17 protein-coding genes are annotated in these 16,608 nt (G+C 59.9%); 6 read left to right on the top strand and 11 right to left on the bottom strand.

Annotation, left to right across the window (positions count from 1 at the left end; translation table 11 throughout):
- Positions 1 to 164 precede the first annotated feature (164 nt).
- From G8767_RS30375 to G8767_RS30385, 3 genes are all read left to right on the top strand, one after another.
- Positions 165 to 1,841: an FAD-dependent oxidoreductase gene (locus tag G8767_RS30375; protein WP_166813573.1), complete on the top strand. Its 1,677-nt coding sequence runs from the start codon at positions 165 to 167 to the stop codon at positions 1,839 to 1,841.
- A 9-nt stretch (positions 1,842 to 1,850) separates the two neighbouring features.
- Entirely contained in the window at positions 1,851 to 3,287 is a 1,437-nt protein-coding gene (locus tag G8767_RS30380; protein ID WP_003941311.1) for an ATP-binding protein, read from the top strand.
- Positions 3,288 to 3,357: 70 nt separating this feature from the next.
- Positions 3,358 to 3,711, top strand: coding sequence for a UBP-type zinc finger domain-containing protein (locus G8767_RS30385; RefSeq protein WP_124569520.1), 354 nt, complete (start codon positions 3,358 to 3,360; stop codon positions 3,709 to 3,711).
- Position 3,712: 1 nt separating this feature from the next.
- On the opposite strand, the gene G8767_RS30390 is transcribed toward G8767_RS30385, so the two are convergent.
- Both G8767_RS30390 and G8767_RS30395 read right to left on the bottom strand, forming a co-directional pair.
- Positions 3,713 to 4,042 (bottom strand): hypothetical protein, encoded by a 330-nt coding sequence (locus G8767_RS30390; RefSeq protein WP_240952918.1) that lies wholly within the window; start codon positions 4,040 to 4,042, stop codon positions 3,713 to 3,715.
- A 26-nt stretch (positions 4,043 to 4,068) separates the two neighbouring features.
- Positions 4,069 to 4,560 (bottom strand): DUF3558 domain-containing protein, encoded by a 492-nt coding sequence (locus G8767_RS30395; protein ID WP_166813575.1) that lies wholly within the window; start codon positions 4,558 to 4,560, stop codon positions 4,069 to 4,071.
- A 182-nt stretch (positions 4,561 to 4,742) separates the two neighbouring features.
- Here G8767_RS30395 and G8767_RS30400 point away from each other — a divergent pair, with 182 nt between their 5' ends.
- Positions 4,743 to 5,798, top strand: a complete 1,056-nt coding sequence (locus tag G8767_RS30400) for a 2,3-butanediol dehydrogenase (protein WP_003941279.1) — start codon at positions 4,743 to 4,745, stop codon at positions 5,796 to 5,798.
- Here G8767_RS30400 and G8767_RS30405 read toward each other — a convergent pair.
- The 3 genes from G8767_RS30405 to G8767_RS30415 form a co-directional block, all read right to left on the bottom strand.
- Complete coding sequence (locus tag G8767_RS30405) at positions 5,788 to 6,111, bottom strand: ferredoxin family protein (protein ID WP_007726052.1); 324 nt, start codon at positions 6,109 to 6,111, stop codon at positions 5,788 to 5,790. The genes G8767_RS30400 and G8767_RS30405 overlap by 11 nt on opposite strands.
- On the bottom strand, positions 6,108 to 7,697 hold the full coding sequence (locus G8767_RS30410) for an FAD-binding protein (protein WP_166813577.1): 1,590 nt from the start codon (positions 7,695 to 7,697) through the stop codon (positions 6,108 to 6,110). The genes G8767_RS30405 and G8767_RS30410 overlap by 4 nt, the downstream gene beginning before the upstream one ends.
- Positions 7,698 to 7,821: 124 nt before the next feature.
- Complete coding sequence (locus G8767_RS30415) at positions 7,822 to 8,067, bottom strand: hypothetical protein (RefSeq protein ID WP_235169808.1); 246 nt, start codon at positions 8,065 to 8,067, stop codon at positions 7,822 to 7,824.
- Positions 8,068 to 8,290: 223 nt separating this feature from the next.
- On the opposite strand from G8767_RS30415, the gene G8767_RS30420 reads away from it, so the two are divergent.
- A complete protein-coding gene (locus tag G8767_RS30420) occupies positions 8,291 to 8,671 on the top strand; it encodes a helix-turn-helix domain-containing protein (RefSeq protein ID WP_166813579.1) in 381 nt (126 codons plus the stop codon).
- Here the strand turns inward: G8767_RS30420 and G8767_RS30425 are convergent.
- The 5 genes from G8767_RS30425 to G8767_RS30440 all read right to left on the bottom strand — a co-directional run bounded on the left by G8767_RS30425 (position 8,668) and on the right by G8767_RS30440 (position 14,503).
- Positions 8,668 to 10,461: a long-chain fatty acid--CoA ligase gene (locus G8767_RS30425; protein WP_166813581.1), complete on the bottom strand. Its 1,794-nt coding sequence runs from the start codon at positions 10,459 to 10,461 to the stop codon at positions 8,668 to 8,670. The genes G8767_RS30420 and G8767_RS30425 overlap by 4 nt on opposite strands.
- Positions 10,458 to 10,901, bottom strand: a complete 444-nt coding sequence (locus tag G8767_RS30430; RefSeq protein ID WP_206029942.1) for a MarR family winged helix-turn-helix transcriptional regulator — start codon at positions 10,899 to 10,901, stop codon at positions 10,458 to 10,460. Before G8767_RS30430 ends, G8767_RS30425 begins: the two co-directional genes overlap by 4 nt.
- A gap of 103 nt (positions 10,902 to 11,004) precedes the next feature.
- The gene (locus G8767_RS36030) at positions 11,005 to 11,136 is read right to left on the bottom strand and encodes a putative transporter small subunit (RefSeq protein WP_003941363.1); all 132 of its coding nucleotides are present in this window, start codon (positions 11,134 to 11,136) and stop codon (positions 11,005 to 11,007) included.
- Between the two features lie 27 nt (positions 11,137 to 11,163).
- Positions 11,164 to 12,816: a sodium:proline symporter gene (locus tag G8767_RS30435; RefSeq protein ID WP_206029946.1), complete on the bottom strand. Its 1,653-nt coding sequence runs from the start codon at positions 12,814 to 12,816 to the stop codon at positions 11,164 to 11,166.
- A 388-nt stretch (positions 12,817 to 13,204) separates the two neighbouring features.
- Complete coding sequence (locus tag G8767_RS30440) at positions 13,205 to 14,503, bottom strand: plasmid pRiA4b ORF-3 family protein (RefSeq protein WP_346843052.1); 1,299 nt, start codon at positions 14,501 to 14,503, stop codon at positions 13,205 to 13,207.
- Between the two features lie 340 nt (positions 14,504 to 14,843).
- On the opposite strand from G8767_RS30440, the gene G8767_RS30445 reads away from it, so the two are divergent.
- Positions 14,844 to 15,434 carry a hypothetical protein gene (locus G8767_RS30445; protein WP_166813589.1) on the top strand — a complete coding sequence of 197 codons (591 nt, stop codon included), beginning with the start codon at positions 14,844 to 14,846 and terminating at the stop codon, positions 15,432 to 15,434.
- 46 nt (positions 15,435 to 15,480) lie between these two features.
- Here G8767_RS30445 and G8767_RS30450 read toward each other — a convergent pair whose 3' ends face one another.
- Positions 15,481 to 16,476 carry an HNH endonuclease gene (locus G8767_RS30450; RefSeq protein WP_166813591.1) on the bottom strand — a complete coding sequence of 332 codons (996 nt, stop codon included), beginning with the start codon at positions 16,474 to 16,476 and terminating at the stop codon, positions 15,481 to 15,483.
- Positions 16,477 to 16,608 lie beyond the last annotated feature (132 nt).

The following is a 16,608-nucleotide window of genomic DNA, read 5'->3' on the forward strand; positions in this document are numbered from 1 at the left end:
GTGGACCCACACTATTGGATGTATCGGAGGCCCGATCGGTTCCCGCAATCTTCAAATTCCCAGTTCACGGTCCCCGGTTCACTCAGAGCGCATCGCCAGCGATTGACGCTCAGCTCAGCAGTCGCATACTGGAGAGGTTGACTACAACTTCGGGAAGGCACCGAGTGAGCGCACCGAAAGCCCCGGCCAAACCAGCGATCCTCAGCGTCGACGACGATCCTGGTGTTTCGCGTGCCGTCGTTCGAGACCTCCGGAAACGGTACGGCGAGAAGTACCGAATCATTCGCGCGGAGTCCGGCGACCAGGCGCTCGAGACCTTGCGTGAAATGAAACTTCGCGGCGATGCAGTCGCTGTGATCGTCGCCGACTACCGCATGCCCGGTTTGAGTGGAATCGAGTTCCTCGAACAGGCAATGGACCTGTATCCCGTAGCTCGGCGCGTTCTGCTGACCGCCTACGCCGATACCGATGCTGCGATCGACGCCATCAACGTCGTCGATCTCGACCACTACCTCCTCAAGCCGTGGGATCCGCCGGAGGAGAAGCTGTACCCCGTCATCGACGCGCTGCTCGATGCCTGGGCAAGCTCGAGTCATCACCCTGCCGAGGAAACCAAGGTGGTCGGCCATCGTTGGTCCGAGCGATCATCCGACGTTCGAGAATTTTTGGCGCGCAACCAACTTGCCTATCGTTGGTACATGTCGGACGAGCCGGAGGGCCAACGACTGCTCTCGGCTGCCGGTATCGACGAACTGCGGCTTCCCGTCGTCATCGCATCCAATGGGGATGTCCTCGTTGAGCCCACTGACGCCGAACTCGCCGACAAACTCGGGTTGAGTACCACCCTCTCCGAAGACTTTTACGATCTCGTTGTCATCGGCGGCGGCCCTGCGGGTCTGGGCGCTGCTCTGTACGGCGCTTCGGAGGGGCTTCGGACGGTTCTCATCGAACGGCGAGCGACAGGCGGTCAGGCCGGCCAGAGTTCGCGGATCGAGAACTACCTCGGCTTCCCCGACGGAGTCTCCGGCGCACAGTTGGCCGATCGCGCACGACGCCAGGCAACCAAGTTCGGCGCCGAGGTCATCACCGCTCGAGACGTCACCGGTTTGGAAATTAACGGCTCGGCCCGCACAGTGCGTTTCGACGACGGTTCGTCGGTCGACGCCCATTCGGTCATCTTGGCGACCGGTGTTTCCTATCGCCAGCTTTCGGCGCCGGGACTCGACACCTACACCGGCCGAGGGGTCTACTACGGATCGGCCGTCACCGAAGCTGCACGGTGCAGCGAGCAGGATGTGTACATAGTCGGCGGCGCCAATTCGGCCGGCCAAGCTGCGGTCTACCTCTCCCGCGGAGCTAGGTCCGTCACCATTCTCATTCGCGGCAACTCGCTCGAAGCATCGATGTCCTACTACCTGATTCAGCAGATCGAAAAGAATCCGAAGATCACCGTGCGTACGTGCACGGAGGTAGTCGGCGCTGAGGGTGACGATCACCTCGAACGAATCACACTGCGTAACAGAGCCACCGGAGAAGAAGACACTGTCGATGCTCAGTGGTTGTTCATCTTCATCGGTGCCGCTCCCCTGACCGACTGGCTCGGCGACGTGGTGGTCCGCGATGGGAATGGATTCGTTCTCGCCGGCCCGGACCTTCCATCCGAAGGTGTCACCCCGGACGGGTGGCCGCTTGATCGCGCCCCACATCATCTCGAAACCAGTGTCCCCGGAGTGTTTGTCGCCGGGGACGTACACGCCGAATCGGCCAAACGCGTTGCGTCGGCCGTCGGAGAGGGCGCGATGGCCGTGATGTTTGTCCACCGCTATCTCGCTCAACAATAGGGAGATTCGATGTCCATTCCTGAGTGCAGCCCCGACCTGCTTCGCACCCTGTTCCTGTTCGAGAAGCTCACCGACGATCAGCTCGAATCGCTTTGCCAGGCAGGCCATATCACCGAGATTGACCGAGGTCAGGTCTACCTCGAAGGTGAGCCTGCCACCTGCTTCTACGTCCTGATCGAGGGCGAGGTGGTGCTGTCCAAGCTGTCGGGCGGCGAAGACATCGAAATCAACAGGACCACCCAGCGTGGCGTCTACTCGGGAGGATGGACGGCGTACCTCGGCGATCGTGTACCGCAGGTCTACGCGGGGTCGATGCGAGTGACGACTCCTTCGACGTTTTTCGTCCTGGACGCCGACAAGTTCGGCAACGCGATGCGCGAGTGGTTTCCGATGGCGGTTCATCTGCTCGAAGGTGTTTTCTTCGGCAAGAAGAACACTCAGCAGATCATCGATCAGCGAGAGCGACTCCTTGCACTCGGATCACTTTCGGCCGGGTTGACTCACGAGCTCAATAACCCTGCAGCCGCAGCGGTTCGAGCGACCGCGTCTTTGCGCGAGCGTGTCGCAGGTATGCGTCACAAACTGGGAATGGTTGCATCGGGCACCTACGACCGCGATGCCCTCGTGACGCTCATGCGGCTTCAAGAGGAAGTTGCAGAGGTTGTCGCCAAGGCGCCGACGCTCACTCCCCTCGAAGCCTCGGATCGAGAGGATTCGTTGGGTGAATGGTTCGAGGATCATTCGATTCGAGAGGGTTGGGATCTGGCTCCGACCTTCGTGCAGGCTGGTCTCGACACCGCTTGGCTCGAGAATGTTGCTGCAGCCGTTGACGAGTCCGTACTCGAAGGCGCAATTCGCTGGCTGAATTACACCATCGAATCCGAACTCCTGATGAACGAGATCGCCGACTCCACAACGAGGATTTCGACTCTCGTCGGTGCGGCTAAACAGTATTCTCAGATGGACCGCGCGCCCTTCCAGACCATCGATGTCCACGAACTACTTGACAGCACGTTGATCATGTTGGGGCAAAAGATCGGAAGCGGAATCGAAGTCGTCAAGGAATACGACCTCGCGCTGCCACCGATCGACGCGTACGCCGCCGAACTCAATCAGGTGTGGACCAACCTCATCGACAATGCGGTCTCTGCCATGGACGGGTCGGGAACACTCACCGTTCGGACAAGCCGCGATGGCGACCGCGTGTGCATCGAGATCTGCGACACCGGTGCCGGGATTCCCGATGACGTCATCGACAGGATCTTCGAACCGTTCTTCACGACTAAGCCTGTTGGCGAGGGAACCGGTCTCGGTCTTGATATTTCGTGGCGAATTGTGGTTGGCAAGCACCGTGGCGAACTGCGGGTGACGTCGGAGCCCGGTAACACCCGGTTCAGAGTTTTGTTGCCTATCGCGGGCCCACCGCGGGATACGCGCGACGACTAGTCGCCCTTGCACGGCCAGAACGCAAAGCGCACGATGAAATGACCGACTTCAGCCAGTGAGAGGGTGGACCATGACCGAGGGACTTCCAGCCGGGATCGATCCGAGCGTCCCGCCCAGTGGCGCGGGATGCGTCGAATGCGATGCGAGCGGCGGTTGGTGGGTGCACCTGCGTCGATGCGCGCAGTGCGGTCATGTCGGTTGTTGCGACTCCTCACCGTCACAGCACGCGAGCAAGCATGCGGCCTCGACGAAGCATCCGTTCATGCAGAGCTACGAACCTGGCGAGGATTGGTTCTGGAGCTTCGAAACCAACGAGGCGTACGACGGACCTGAATTGACGGCGCCCACTTCACATCCCGCAGATCAGCCGACCCCAGGGCCTAAAGGCCGTGTCCCGGCCGATTGGCAGCGACACATCCACTGACTCAGTTCGGTTGGTTGATCGACCTCAAAGTCGAGACGTTCGACGACTCCTGATCCAATGCGTTGTCGATGCAGGCTTGAAACTGAGCCTGCATTGCCTCCACGACCGCGATATGACTCGCCAACACATCGACGAGCGCATCGTGGCCACCGACAGCCTTCTGCGCGAACTTGTCCCGCAACGCCTGCGCCGAGCCCAGAGTCCCGAAGCCGTCAACTGTTCCCAATCGCTGAGCGGGAACGGAGAGTTTGCGCAACTCACCAAGCCAGTCGCCGCAATAATCGCGCAGTAGTTCTGCAGTTTTCGGATCGAGTGAAAACATCTCAACCATTGCCGCCATCCCTCTCAACGCAAGTATCACTTTGGTAAGTACGCCAGCAGGGCGATCGCCTGGCGGGTCGCCAATGCACAGACTTCCTCCTGGTGTCGCTCGCCCAGAAATGCGTCCACTCTTACGAACACCGCACCCTGAACAACTGGAATCGCGACCATGCACAGATTCTTTTGGACGTCCGTGACCTCGCGAAAGGTGACAGCGCCGGGAGCAACCATCGGAGCATCACGGATGTCAGTGTCCTTGGGATTTCGACGAACGTCGTCAAGCGAGTGAAATGTCGACCAAACGCCCAGCGCGTACCAGTCGGATTCCCAGCTACAGATTTCGAACTCCGCTTGACGTACGCCGAGCACTCCGTTGTCCTCCGTCCCGACGTCAACGCCAAGACTCGAGACAACATCGTCCGGGATCGCCGAACATGGATCGAACAGCCCATCAGTTCCTTCTGGGCGCACTGCATGCCCCTCGACCGTTGAGGAACAACCCCCAACCAACAGCGCGGCCGCGACCAAGACCACTGCACCCCTCACTCCCACAGCACTCCCCCTCGTTCGCGGCCCGCTCACAGTATTGGACGCTCCCCAGCACCGATCGGTTCCACCCCATTGCATTCCGTTGCAACCCTTCACCCACGCCGATAATCGGCCTAGCGTCGATCTACCAGGGGATTCACAACGAAGTGAGGTGCGGATCAATGAAGGCAGCACGGTTCCACGGGCAGAAAGACATCCGGATCGAAGAGATCCCTGAGCCCGAATTGCGGCCAGGAACAGTCAAGCTGAAGGTCGCATGGTGCGGAATCTGCGGCACCGATCTCCACGAGTACCTCGAGGGACCGATCTTCATCTCCGCACCCGGCCACCCGCATCCACTCTCACACGAGAATGCGCCGGTCACGATGGGCCACGAATTCTCCGGCACCGTCGAAGAGGTCGGCGAAGGTGTCACGGACGTCGAGGTAGGTGAAAATGTTGTCGTCGAGCCCTACTTCGTCTGCAACGAGTGCGCACCCTGCAAGGCGGGCAACTACCACCTGTGTACGAAGATGGGGTTCATCGGCTTGGCCGGCGGAGGTGGAGGGCTCAGTGAGAAGGTCGTCGTCGACCGTCGCTGGATCCACAAGATCGGCAACATCCCGCTCGACGAGGCAGCTCTCATCGAACCGTTGAGCGTCGCCCATCACGCAGTCGTGCGCAGTGGAGCCGAAAGCGGCAACGTTGCAATTGTGGGCGGAGCCGGACCGATCGGACTCCTCGTTGCGGCAGTTCTCAAAGGGCTGGGTGTCACGACGATCGTCACCGAACTCAGCGAAGCCCGCAAGGCCAAGGCTCTCTCCAGTGGCGTCGCCGACTACGTCATCGATCCCACCACCGAAGACGTCAAGGCGCGCGTCCTCGAACTCAGCGGAGGCATCGGCGCAGACATCGGCTTCGAGTGCGCAGGCGTCAACGCGGTCCTCGACACCATGCTCGACACGGTCCGGCCTGCTGGAGTTGTTGTCAACGTGTCGATTTGGGGCAAGCCCGCGACCATCGACATGCAGAAGCTGGTCCTCAAGGAAATCGATCTACGCGGAACCATCGCGTACGTACGTGACCATGAGGCGGTCATCAAGATGGTCCAGGACGGTGTCGTCGATCTAGCGCCATTCATCACCGGTCGTATTCAGCTCGAAGAATTGATCTCCGAAGGATTCACCACTCTGATCGAGCACAACGACACTGCAGTCAAGATTCTCGTCAGGTCGTAACCGGACGGGGCACCTCCGGGCCCACCGCGGTCAGCGACCCAGGTGCCCGCCCTTTGCCCCATCCGATCTTCTCTCGGTAGCGGCCGATGTGATCGTCCTCGATCACATCGGCCGTTTCCAACGGCGTGGATTGTGGATGCACATACAGCGCATCCGTCGGGCAATATGCCTCACACATGAAGCAGGTCTGGCAATCCGATTGGCGCGCAATCACCGGGACGCCCGACGGCGTCCGATCGAAAACATCTGTAGGACACACATCTACGCACTTGTCGCAGCCGATGCAGTCAGGCGCGGACACCAGCTCGATCATGACGCCACCAGTGCAGACCCGACAGATTCAGAAGTCCGGGTCCACACCGAATCCAAACCGCCGGTGAGGACGTGATGGTGCTGCGTCACATCAAGTTCGGGATAATCGTCCCGCTTGCTCATTCCCCGAGTCTCGGTCCGCGCCAACGTCGAGTGATACATCCAGCGACCGACGGCCGTGATCGCGGCAGCCTGCCGCGCCGCCATCCGACCTGCTGGATCCGCGCCCAGATCCGCACTCACTGCACCCCACAGCGATTCGAGCTCACCGAGCGCTGCGGATACTCGATCACCGCTGCGGAGGTAGTTCTTGTCGAAGGGAATCAGCTGCGCTTGAGCAGCTTTCACAACGTCGTCGGCAGTAAGCCCGGTTCGTGCCGGATTACGCAATGCGACGGTTCCGGCTCCGCGTAGACCACTGGTAGCCCCGCGTCCGACCGACAGCGCATAGCGCGCAGCACCGGTTCCTGCCCATGAACCAGAGGACATCGCCCATGCGGCGTTGTGACTTCCCCCGCCGGTAAACCCTCCGCAGATTCGCTCTCGGGTCGCAGCGTCCCCGGCGGCAAACAGTCCTGGAACCGATGACGCGCAATCGTCGTCGACGACGTTGATTCCTCCAGTCCCGCGAACAGTGCCTTCAGCGAGCATGCCGACTTCGAATTTGTCGGTGAAGGGATCGATTCCGCGGCGATCGAATTGCAGGAAGAAGTTGGGCTGCCCCAGCCTCATTCGACGCTGCACCTCAGCGTCGGCCCGATCGATCTGCGCGAATACCGGCTCATTCCGCAACGTTCTGGCGATGACGGACCTCCCCTTCGCCGAACCGGCACCTTCGAGCACGCTTCCGTCGGCGTGGAAGAACGTCGCGTACGCGTAGTAAGCCGTCTTGGTGATCGTCGATCCGGCCGCTGCGATTCCGTACGCGTTGGAGAACTCCATGCCGGAGAACTCGGCTCCGACTTCGGCTGCCATCAATGCACCGTCACCGGTATCGACATTGGTACCCAACGCACCGGACAGAAACGCACAACCTCCGCTGGCGACCACTACCGCGCCTGCCGAGACGCGGTAGTCCTGATGTTCGTGACGCTGGTATCCGGCAGCTCCGCGAACTCGCCCGGCGTCGTCCACCAACAACTCCAGCGCCGGCGAATGGTCGAGGATGCGCACCCCGGCCCGACGAATCCAGGTGCGCATCCGCCGCATGTACTCAGGCCCCTGCAGGCCGGTGCGTATCTGCTTGCCCGTGCTGGTGTCGACGGGGAACGGATATCTGCCCTCTACCGCGAGGAGATCCATGTTGGAGTAGGTCTGCTCGAGAACGCGGTCCATCCAGTGGTGATCAGCAAGATATCCGCCGAGCGCCTCGCGTCCGGCCTTTGCCCGCTCACGTGCAGTCGCATCCGGTTCGACGTACCAAACACCCGTTCCGGAGGGGGCCGTCGCGCCACTCGTTCCGCAGTATCCCTTGTCGACCAGGACGACGTCTGCACCGGCCTTGGCCGCACGCAACGCCGCCCACGCGCCGGCGGGGCCACCACCGATCACCAATACATCGGTGGAGAGTTCGAGGACGTCCGTCACTGGCCAGCTCCTGTCAGAGGTCTACGCAACACTTCTGTTGCTGCAATATCCCTCGTACGAACTACCCAGCGCCACAGTCAGAATCACTGTGAGCTCAACCAGTCACCGCCGCATCGACAGAGCGCTACGATGCTTCCCGCTCCTCGTCGGTGCACAACGCGGAGTACTTGGCGAAGGCTTCCTGCAAGGTCAGCGATTTGCGTCGCTCGGCGATGTCGCGGGGCTTTCCCTGCGCAGCACATCGACGCGCATGTTCGATCACAGCTTCACGAATGACGCTGGAAATGTCCGCGCCCGTGAGCTCTTGGAGGGTCTCTAGGGCCCTCAGTTCCTCTACGTCGAATCTCACCGTTACCGATCGTCTAGCCACGCTCAGGATGTTACTTGCGGGTACACCAAATTTGGTGAGTTACGTATGCGTCGCTTCGAATATCTTTGGGCGCCAAAACCTTCGAATTCGGATCTACGTGGGTAAATCGTTTTCCACCCGTGGCACTCGTGTAATGCAACGCACACGGCGCCATCCAGCGTGCCGACGGACACTGTCGCTGTCTATGCTTGCGAAACACTGCCTTCGATCGGAGATACATCGCGTGAGCATCGACCACATTGTTTCCGCAGTCGATGGCGACGCTGCCGAGCGGATCAAGACGGCTCTGGCCCAGAGAGCCGAAACCTCGACGGACACGACCACGCTGGTGTTCGACGGCGTCCGGATCGAGATTCCACCGTCGGTCGGCGACGCCGTCGTGCAGCTCCTGACCTACCTCGCTGCCGGGGACAGCGTCGCCCTCGGGCCAGTCGCAGAGCTCCTCACCACCTCGCAGGCAGCAGAGATCCTCGGCGTTTCGGACACGTATGTACGCAAACTCGCCGACGCCGGGAAACTCCCGATCGAACTACGCGGCACCCACCGCAGGTTCCGCCTCGACGACGTGATGGCTTACCGCGAGCAGTTCCCCAAACGCGCCTAGCTCTTCGCGTACATTCCTTCGATCTCCTTCGAGAACCGATCGACGACGACATTGCGCTTGATCTTGAGCGTCGCTGTCATCTCACCGTCTTCCTCGGTCAGATCGCGATCGAGAATGACGAACTTCTTGATCGACTCCGCATGCGAGACAGCGGCATTGGCGTCGTCGACAGCCTTCTGCAGCTCCGCTCGAAGGTCCTTGTCGTCACGTAGTTCGGCGACGGTCGCGCCAGAAGGCTTACCGTTCTCCGCCTTCCACTTCTCGAACACCTCGGGGTCGACGGTCAGCAGCGCCGTGATGTAGGTCTTCCCGTCGCCGACGACGACTGCCTGCGAGACGATGGAATGCGAACGGATACGGTCTTCCATCGGGCCGGGCGAGACGTTCTTGCCACCCGCCGTCACCAGAAGATCCTTCTTGCGTCCGGTGATGGAAAGGTAACCGTCGCTGTCGAGTTCACCGAGATCACCGGTTCGCATCCAGCCGTTGACGAATGTCTCTTCGGTGGCCTTGTCGTTCTTCCAGTATCCCTTGAAGACGACTCCACCGTTGAGTTCGATCTCGCCATCCTCGGCGATGCGAACCCCGTTGCCGCCCATCGGCTGTCCGACGGTTCCGATCTTCTGAGCACCCGGCACGTTGACGCAGTGCGCCGCAGTGGTTTCGGTGAGGCCATAGCCTTCGTAGATCGGAACTCCGAGCCCACGGAAGAAGTGTCCCAACTCAGGAGTGAGGGCGCCGCCGCCGGAGATCGCGAACCAGCACTCGCCGCCGAGAGCCTCACGAAGCTTCGAATACACGAGCTTGTCTGCCACTGCGTGCTTCGCCTTCAAGATCAGCGAAGGACCGCCCTTGTCGAGAGCTTGGCTGTACTCCTTGGCGGTGGCTTCGGCGAAGGCGAAGATCGCGCCGGGAATCTTTCCACCGGACTCCGCCTTGCGTGCTGCGCCGTCACGAACTTTTTCGAAGACACGCGGAACACCGAGGATGGTGTTGGGCTTGTACCGCTCGAATTGAGTTGTAATGGTGGCAAAGTCGGACCAGTGCGCCTGCGACGCACCAGCTTCGAACGTCGCGAGGGACACCGCGCGAGCCAGCACGTGAGCGAGCGGTAGGAAGGTCAGGACTCGGTTTCCCGGAACCGCCACCTTGCCGATCGATGCCGTCAGAATCCCGCGCACCTCGGACAGGAAGTTGCGATGCGTGAGGATGCATCCCTTGGGACGGCCTGTGGTGCCGGAGGTGTAGACGAGTGACGCCAGATCGTCGGCCTTGATGCCCGCGAGTCGCTTCTTCAGCTCGGTATCGTCAACGTCGGCGCCCTGTGCGGTCAGCTTTTCGACTGCTCCGTCGTCGATCTGCATGACGGCCTTGAGAGAGCTTGGCGCGTCCTGGAACAGCTGCTCGTGCGCGCCGGTTTCGACGATCGCGATGACGGCCTCGGAGTCTTCGAGGATCCAGCTGACCTGCCCCTGAGACGACGAGTCGTAGATCGGAACGGTAGCGGCGCCGGCAGCCCAGATGGCGAAGTCGAAGAGCGTCCACTCGTATCGGGTCGCGGAGAGGAGTGCGACGCGGTCGCCTGCCTGCACCCCGGCTGCAATGAGACCGTTTGCGACGCCGGTGACCTGCTCGGCGAACTCTTTGGCTGTGACGTCTACCCAACCCTCTCCCTTGGGGCGGGAGAACACCGTCAGTTCGGGCGTGCGCTCGGCGTGAGTGAAGACGGTGTGCACCACAGACTCATTGTCGGAGATGGTGAACTGGGCTTTGGCGCTGTACTCACTCACAGGGTGTCATCTCCGTTGGTCTGCGATTCGATGCTGATTCTGAAGCGGTGGAGTGCGCGGGCGAAGTCTGCGACCTCGGACTCGGTCCAATCGTGCAGCCTGCCGGCGACTTGGTCGAGCCGACGCGCGTCGGCGGCGTCGAGGTATTTGCGGCCAGCCTCCGTGAGGTGCAGCGGATTGCCCTGACGAACGGATCCCGGATCGGCATATACCCAGCCTGCCTCGATGCACCCGCGCACTTGGCGCGAGATGGTCGAGCGGTTGACGCCGAAGACTTCGGAGATCTCCGTGGCCTTGCAGCCGTCGTTGCGGCCGATGAAGGAGAGGAAGGAATGCTGCGCGATCGACGGGTGGTCATCGGAATGCCGATCCCCCGTCATCAGCTGCCGCGTCAGGTGCACCAGCTCGTCATGAACGGCCGGTGGACCGGTGAGCCCCATTGCTCCGTCGTGTTGCACTGGGCAACTATAACGCTGCCCCCTGTGTCCGACGCAATATGACCGCCGCCACCGACAAGAAGTCCGTCGGTGGCGGCGTGAAAGGTTAGACGAGATCCTCACCGTTGCGGCGAGCAGTTGCCCAGTCCTTGAAGAATCCCTTGCTGATAACTCCCAGCACGACCAAGACCAACGCCGGCCAGATCAGAACGTAAATGGTCAGTAGAGCAGTACTCATCCGTATCCCTTCCACTTGTCTCGAAAGTTACTTTCCGGACGCTCCCACGGCAGGAAGCTCGTCATCGTCGAAGTCTCCCGTCCGCTGCTTGATCAGTTCGAAATCGAACGTCTCACGCTGATTGACGGACATCGCAAAGCACACGACGGTACTGACGGCATAGGCCACCAAAGATCCGCTGAGCGTTGGGTAGTCGTGCAGGAAGCCGATTGCGAACGGTGCGGACAGCACGATCGCCAGGCCGCCGACGATCTGCGCAGCCTTCAGACCGAAGAATCCAAAAACCATGAGCCCCAGCACCACTCCGATACCGACAACGGCAACGATGTCGGAGAAGATCCCGAACATCCCATCGATCGGCACCCAACTGAATCGGACGGGCAAGAAGGCAGCAAGGGCCACCAGCACCGACACAGTGAAGGCTTTGTTGGTGACCTTTCCCCAATAGAAGCTCGCGATAACCGGGAACACCAGCGCGCCCCACAGCGCGCCGACGAACACCAACAGATCCAGAATGCTCAATTGCAGACTTGCCAAGGAGATAGCCGCCGCCGTGGCTACAATCATCGTTACTCGGCCGATGAGCAGCATCCGTCGAGGGTTCGCATTAGCCTTGCCTGCGACGGCTTGGCCGTAAACGTCGGTCATCACGATGGACGATAGCGCAGCAAGGTCCGAGTCCGCCGTCGATGACAGCGCGCCGATGATCATGACAAAGAAGACAGCCAGCAAAATTCCGGGCAGGTACGACGCAGCCATCTGCGGAATCAGGTTGTTGACGTCACCATCCATCGGCTCGATTCCGAGGTACAGCGCGAGAACACCCAGCATTCCGACGCCGATAACGGTGGCGCCATATCCCACGGTTGCGGTGATGAAGGTGGGCTTGATCAGGTCTTCGCGGACCGCGAACAGACGTTGGGCAATGGTCTGATTGCCGATTGCGTAGGCAAGAACTGCCGCGATGTACGGCGCACCCTGCTCGAAGAAGGCAACGCTCGAGAAGAAGTTGCCCTGCTCAGCAGTAAGGTTGCCTGCCCCGGATTCGAAGGCTGCCGGGAACCCCGCCGCAAAGAAGATGAACGGCACCAAAACCGCTACCGCACCGAGCATTCCGATCAGCTGAACGAAGTCGGTCAACACCGAAGCGCGGAAGCCCGACCACAGCGTGTACAGCAAAACGCCCAGCGCAACGATGAACACACCCTGGATGAAGTTGAACGGAGAAAGCAATGCGATCAGCAGACCACCAGCGAGGAAGTTCGACATCAAACTGATGAGACTGCCGATGATATTGGAGCCCGCGAGCATCAGCTGACTCGAGCGTCCGTGCCGCGCGTACATGACCTCAGCCAGGGTGTGGGCTTTCGGCGCTACTTTACGAATTCGCTGCCCAAAGGGATAAATGAAGAGAATCATCAATGCGCCCCACAAACCGTAGTGAATGGGTCCGGAGATTCCGTAGGTGTAGCCAGAAGTGGCGGATGCATACATCGACGACGCCCAAATCCAGGTGGCCGTCATACTCGCGGCCGAAACACCAAATCCTAATTTGTTTCCGGCGGTCATAAATCCGTCGGCATTTTCCTGCTTCTTACCAATACGAAGAGAAATCAGAAAAGTTCCACCATAAAAAGAAATAAGCAGTGAAACAATTACCAAGGTACTGAACTGGACCATGTCGGACCCCGTCACATGCCACATCCTTCGCACATAATCGGCAGAACAAAGAACAAAACCCCTGTTCAGGATCTTTGCGCTTCGTTTCTGCACGCCCTAAGAGCGACCGCCATACCAACACCGGTCACATATTCAATTGACTAGCAACACGCACTTCGTCTTTTTGGAAACCCAACCTCCACAAAATAAATCTTCTGCGCAAGCTTTTGGCTCGACCACGCAATTTAACAACCGAGAATCGACCCTAGCATGATGGCAATTTTGAACAAAAACTCCGATATTTTCCCACTCGAAAATATTCATGTTTCCGCCGCAGTAAAATCGTGCGCTTCCAGCGCATATAACAACTCCGCATCGATTGAAATCGATGCTCGATTCGATCGCATACCTACATCGACAGGACCATCCTGGCAAACCGTCGGCCCCACTCGGGATCGGCGGAAACATGCTGGTCCAGCGGATTGGAGACAATCGCCCCGATCATTCGCAGGTACACGAGAGTGTCTCGCACCATCCACGTCCAATCGTCGTCCCCGAGTCGTGTTCCGTCTGTTGTCGACCAACCCAATGCCGTGAGGCCTTCGATCATCACTTCACTACGTTCGGACTCCGACAAGCCGGCAGCCAACGTAAGGAACAGAATTCGGCCGGCTTCCTGCGCCAACTCACCCTTTCCCAACGGCATGGCCGTCACGATGTGACGCCACAGCTCGCCTTCATATGCAAGCACTGACGCGCCGAGTCGAGTCAGAATCAAAGTGCCTCGGAGTTTCCGGACAAATCCCAGTGTCTTGGCGGCTTCAACGAGTACTGCCAATTGCGAGTCACTCCCTGCCGTGACATCGATCCAGTCACTGCCCCAATCGAGTTCGTCTCGGGCGTCCGCAATATGGTCCGAGGGAAGTGCCCCGGACGCCGTCAACGCAATCCCACCGACTCGCGCGGAGTTCAGCAGCCACAGCAGTTGGCAGGTTGCTCCCTCACGCATCACCTCGAAATAGTTGTCATATCCGCCGCGAAGCTCCGATTTGGCAACTGCGGCAAACAGTTTCGGTGCGGAATGAACCGACAGGCGGCGCAAGAAATTCTCGAACAGCGAGCTTTCCACGGGCGGTGATTTATGCAGTGCCACTGCAATGGTGACTGCTGCATTGGACTCTGCGGGAACAAAACGTTCGGGATCGAACAGTCCGGTACTCGCCTGCACGTTCAGGAACTCGCGATACCCGATCGGACCACCAGAATCCTCCGGCGGGCACGCTCTCTCGCCGTCGAGACAGGATGGCTCAGAAATCGGCTGGTCTTCGACAATCTGCTCGAGAACCAACGTGTGACTCCACCGTGCGCGGGCGTTGTACTCATAACGGACGTACTCCCCGACCGCGGTTACTGCCTCGTCGATCCGGACTTCGTCCTCACCAAACTCGTCTTCCTGGTATCCGTCGCGCTCGATCACCTCTGGCGCGATATACCGATCTGGGCCATTGTCCGTTGAATGATGGACACTCACCCACTGATGAGCGTGTTGATCTCCCCACCCCATCACCGCCTGCACTATCGAATGAAGTTGGTCCAGTTCGATATTCGACGGAACCGAAAACCGTCTCCAAATAGGCGGCGTGATGCAATCGAGTTCGATTCGCATGACAAAGTTCGCCACCTCCGGCCGTCGACGCTGATTCCGCATCTGCCTCGGCGTAAGGGCCTTAATCGGGCCTTGCGCCGCTTGATGTGCAGGTACCAAACGCAGATGTGAAGCTCGCCGAACTCGCTGACCCGTCATGTATGGAGGCTAGATCTACCTACCGACAGCCGAGATACTCACTGCCACAAGGCTGCCCGATTTGTCGGGGCTCGCATCTCGTCGCTGGTCGGCTGTCAAGTCCTGATCAACACGGACCCTGCGCAGGCATTTTTGATCATCCACTGCGCGGACAATAGTGTGCGCCGATTACCGTAGACCTGACAGCTACCGCACGAAAACAGTGCCCAGCGCCTGCTCGGACTGGCACAGAACATGAGGATCCATGAGCGACCAAGACACGACCGCCGACCAGCCCCTCCACATCAACGGCGCAATTGCCTTGGTGACGGACGAGCGCGACGAGTTGGTTCGCCTGTGCGTCCAGACCCTCGCCGAACTACTGGGCAGTGAGCCTGCCACCGATGACGACGGCGACATTGTCGTGCCGGTTCACGGATTTGTCGTCTACGTGACCGTCGCCGACGACGGACCCCAGATCAACGTCTGGTCCTCGGTCCTGACCGGCCTCGGCAATCCCTCGCATGCTGCGACTCGACTTATCGAACTCGCGCAGGAATGGCCGCGCCTCCGCTTCGCCTTCAGCGGTGACCACCTCCTGGTCTCCACGATGCTCGACGCCGATCCCTTCGCTCCGCAGCATCTGCTGAACCTGATCGACGAGGTCCACGACTTCACTCACGAACTCGACGACGATTTTGCTGAATCTTTCGGCGGGTCCCTCGATTGCGACGCGGATGACGACAGCTACGCCGGCGACTGCAACACCGGCGGTTGCGACGGAGACTGTGACTGTGCGTGCGGCGATGAAGCAGACGCCGTCGACGGCGATCTTGGAATTACCCAAGTCAAATAGACTGGCCCATCTTCGACCAGCTACGCAGAGCGCTCGTTGGTGTTTGTCACGAAGCGACATAGATCTGCGTGCGGTGCCAGTCCAGATAGACAACATCCGGACGCTCCGCCTTGTCCGGCAAGATCAATCGGTCTCTCAGAGGTGGCTTCCCGAGTGCGGCGCGAAGCGGACTTTCGATCTCCATATCGCTCTCGACGCCGGGCGCGTAGTGGAGGTTCAAGTCCTCGTCGACGGTGATGAGCCCCGTATCGAAGGCAATGTCATGTGTCGGGCACGCGGTGAAGCCGTTGCGACGGTCAAGTCGCTCTTTGTCAGTGCTGTCTCGCCAGGGCTTGATATGGCTTGCAGTAAGGAGGCGCGGCCGGCGTCGGCCCCCGACATTCGCGCTAAGGCCACAGAACACGCAGCGGTGCTCGTGATTGCTGAGTACGCCAGCGGCGAACCGATGCTGGCCGATTCGAACTCTGGAGGTCAGCAATCGCTGAGTGGTCGCGATGGGGATATCGTTACGCTCGCTAGACCACTTTTCAAGCGACTGCTCCAAGGATCTCTCGATCTCACTTTGGACTAGCTCTTCTTGTCCCACCAACCACAGCGTTTCGCCGCTTTCCAATTCGAGGAAGTCCGGCAACACATGTTCGTCAATTCCGTGGGAACGCGCCGATCGCAGAATTCGAAGGTATACGTCCTGCATCAACGCGCTGTCCGAAAGCATCAACGACGCGACTTCGACCTCATGCCGCCCGCCATGACTACGTGTTCCATCCAGGTTCGCCATCTTTGCGATAAAGCTCGTGGGCCGACGCTTGAACAGACGCGCAAGATGCTGGACCGGCATTCCCGCACGATGTGCAGAGGAGCTACCGAACCGGCGATGGTCAACCAACAGCGATGCGCAGAGCGACAACACGACCTCGCTTGGAACGAACGAAACCTGTCGGCTTCCCTTCGGTACCTCCTGTCGTGCGAGTACCGACTTCCATTGCGCCGCCAGCGCGGCGGGCGATGGGTCAAGAAACTCGGAGATCACCGAAGGTGCCACTATGCGCCTTCCTCGTAAGTGTTCAACCCGCAAGTTCACACACTAGCCGGCGCCGCGCGGAACGATTCAAAGCCACTCCGGGGGTCGCTATCCACCGATGAAGTAGTTCGGCGAACCGGTGCGTCTTTCTGG

Source organism: Rhodococcus sp. IC4_135, assembly GCF_011602025.1.
Lineage (GTDB): Bacteria > Actinomycetota > Actinomycetes > Mycobacteriales > Mycobacteriaceae > Rhodococcus_F > Rhodococcus_F baikonurensis.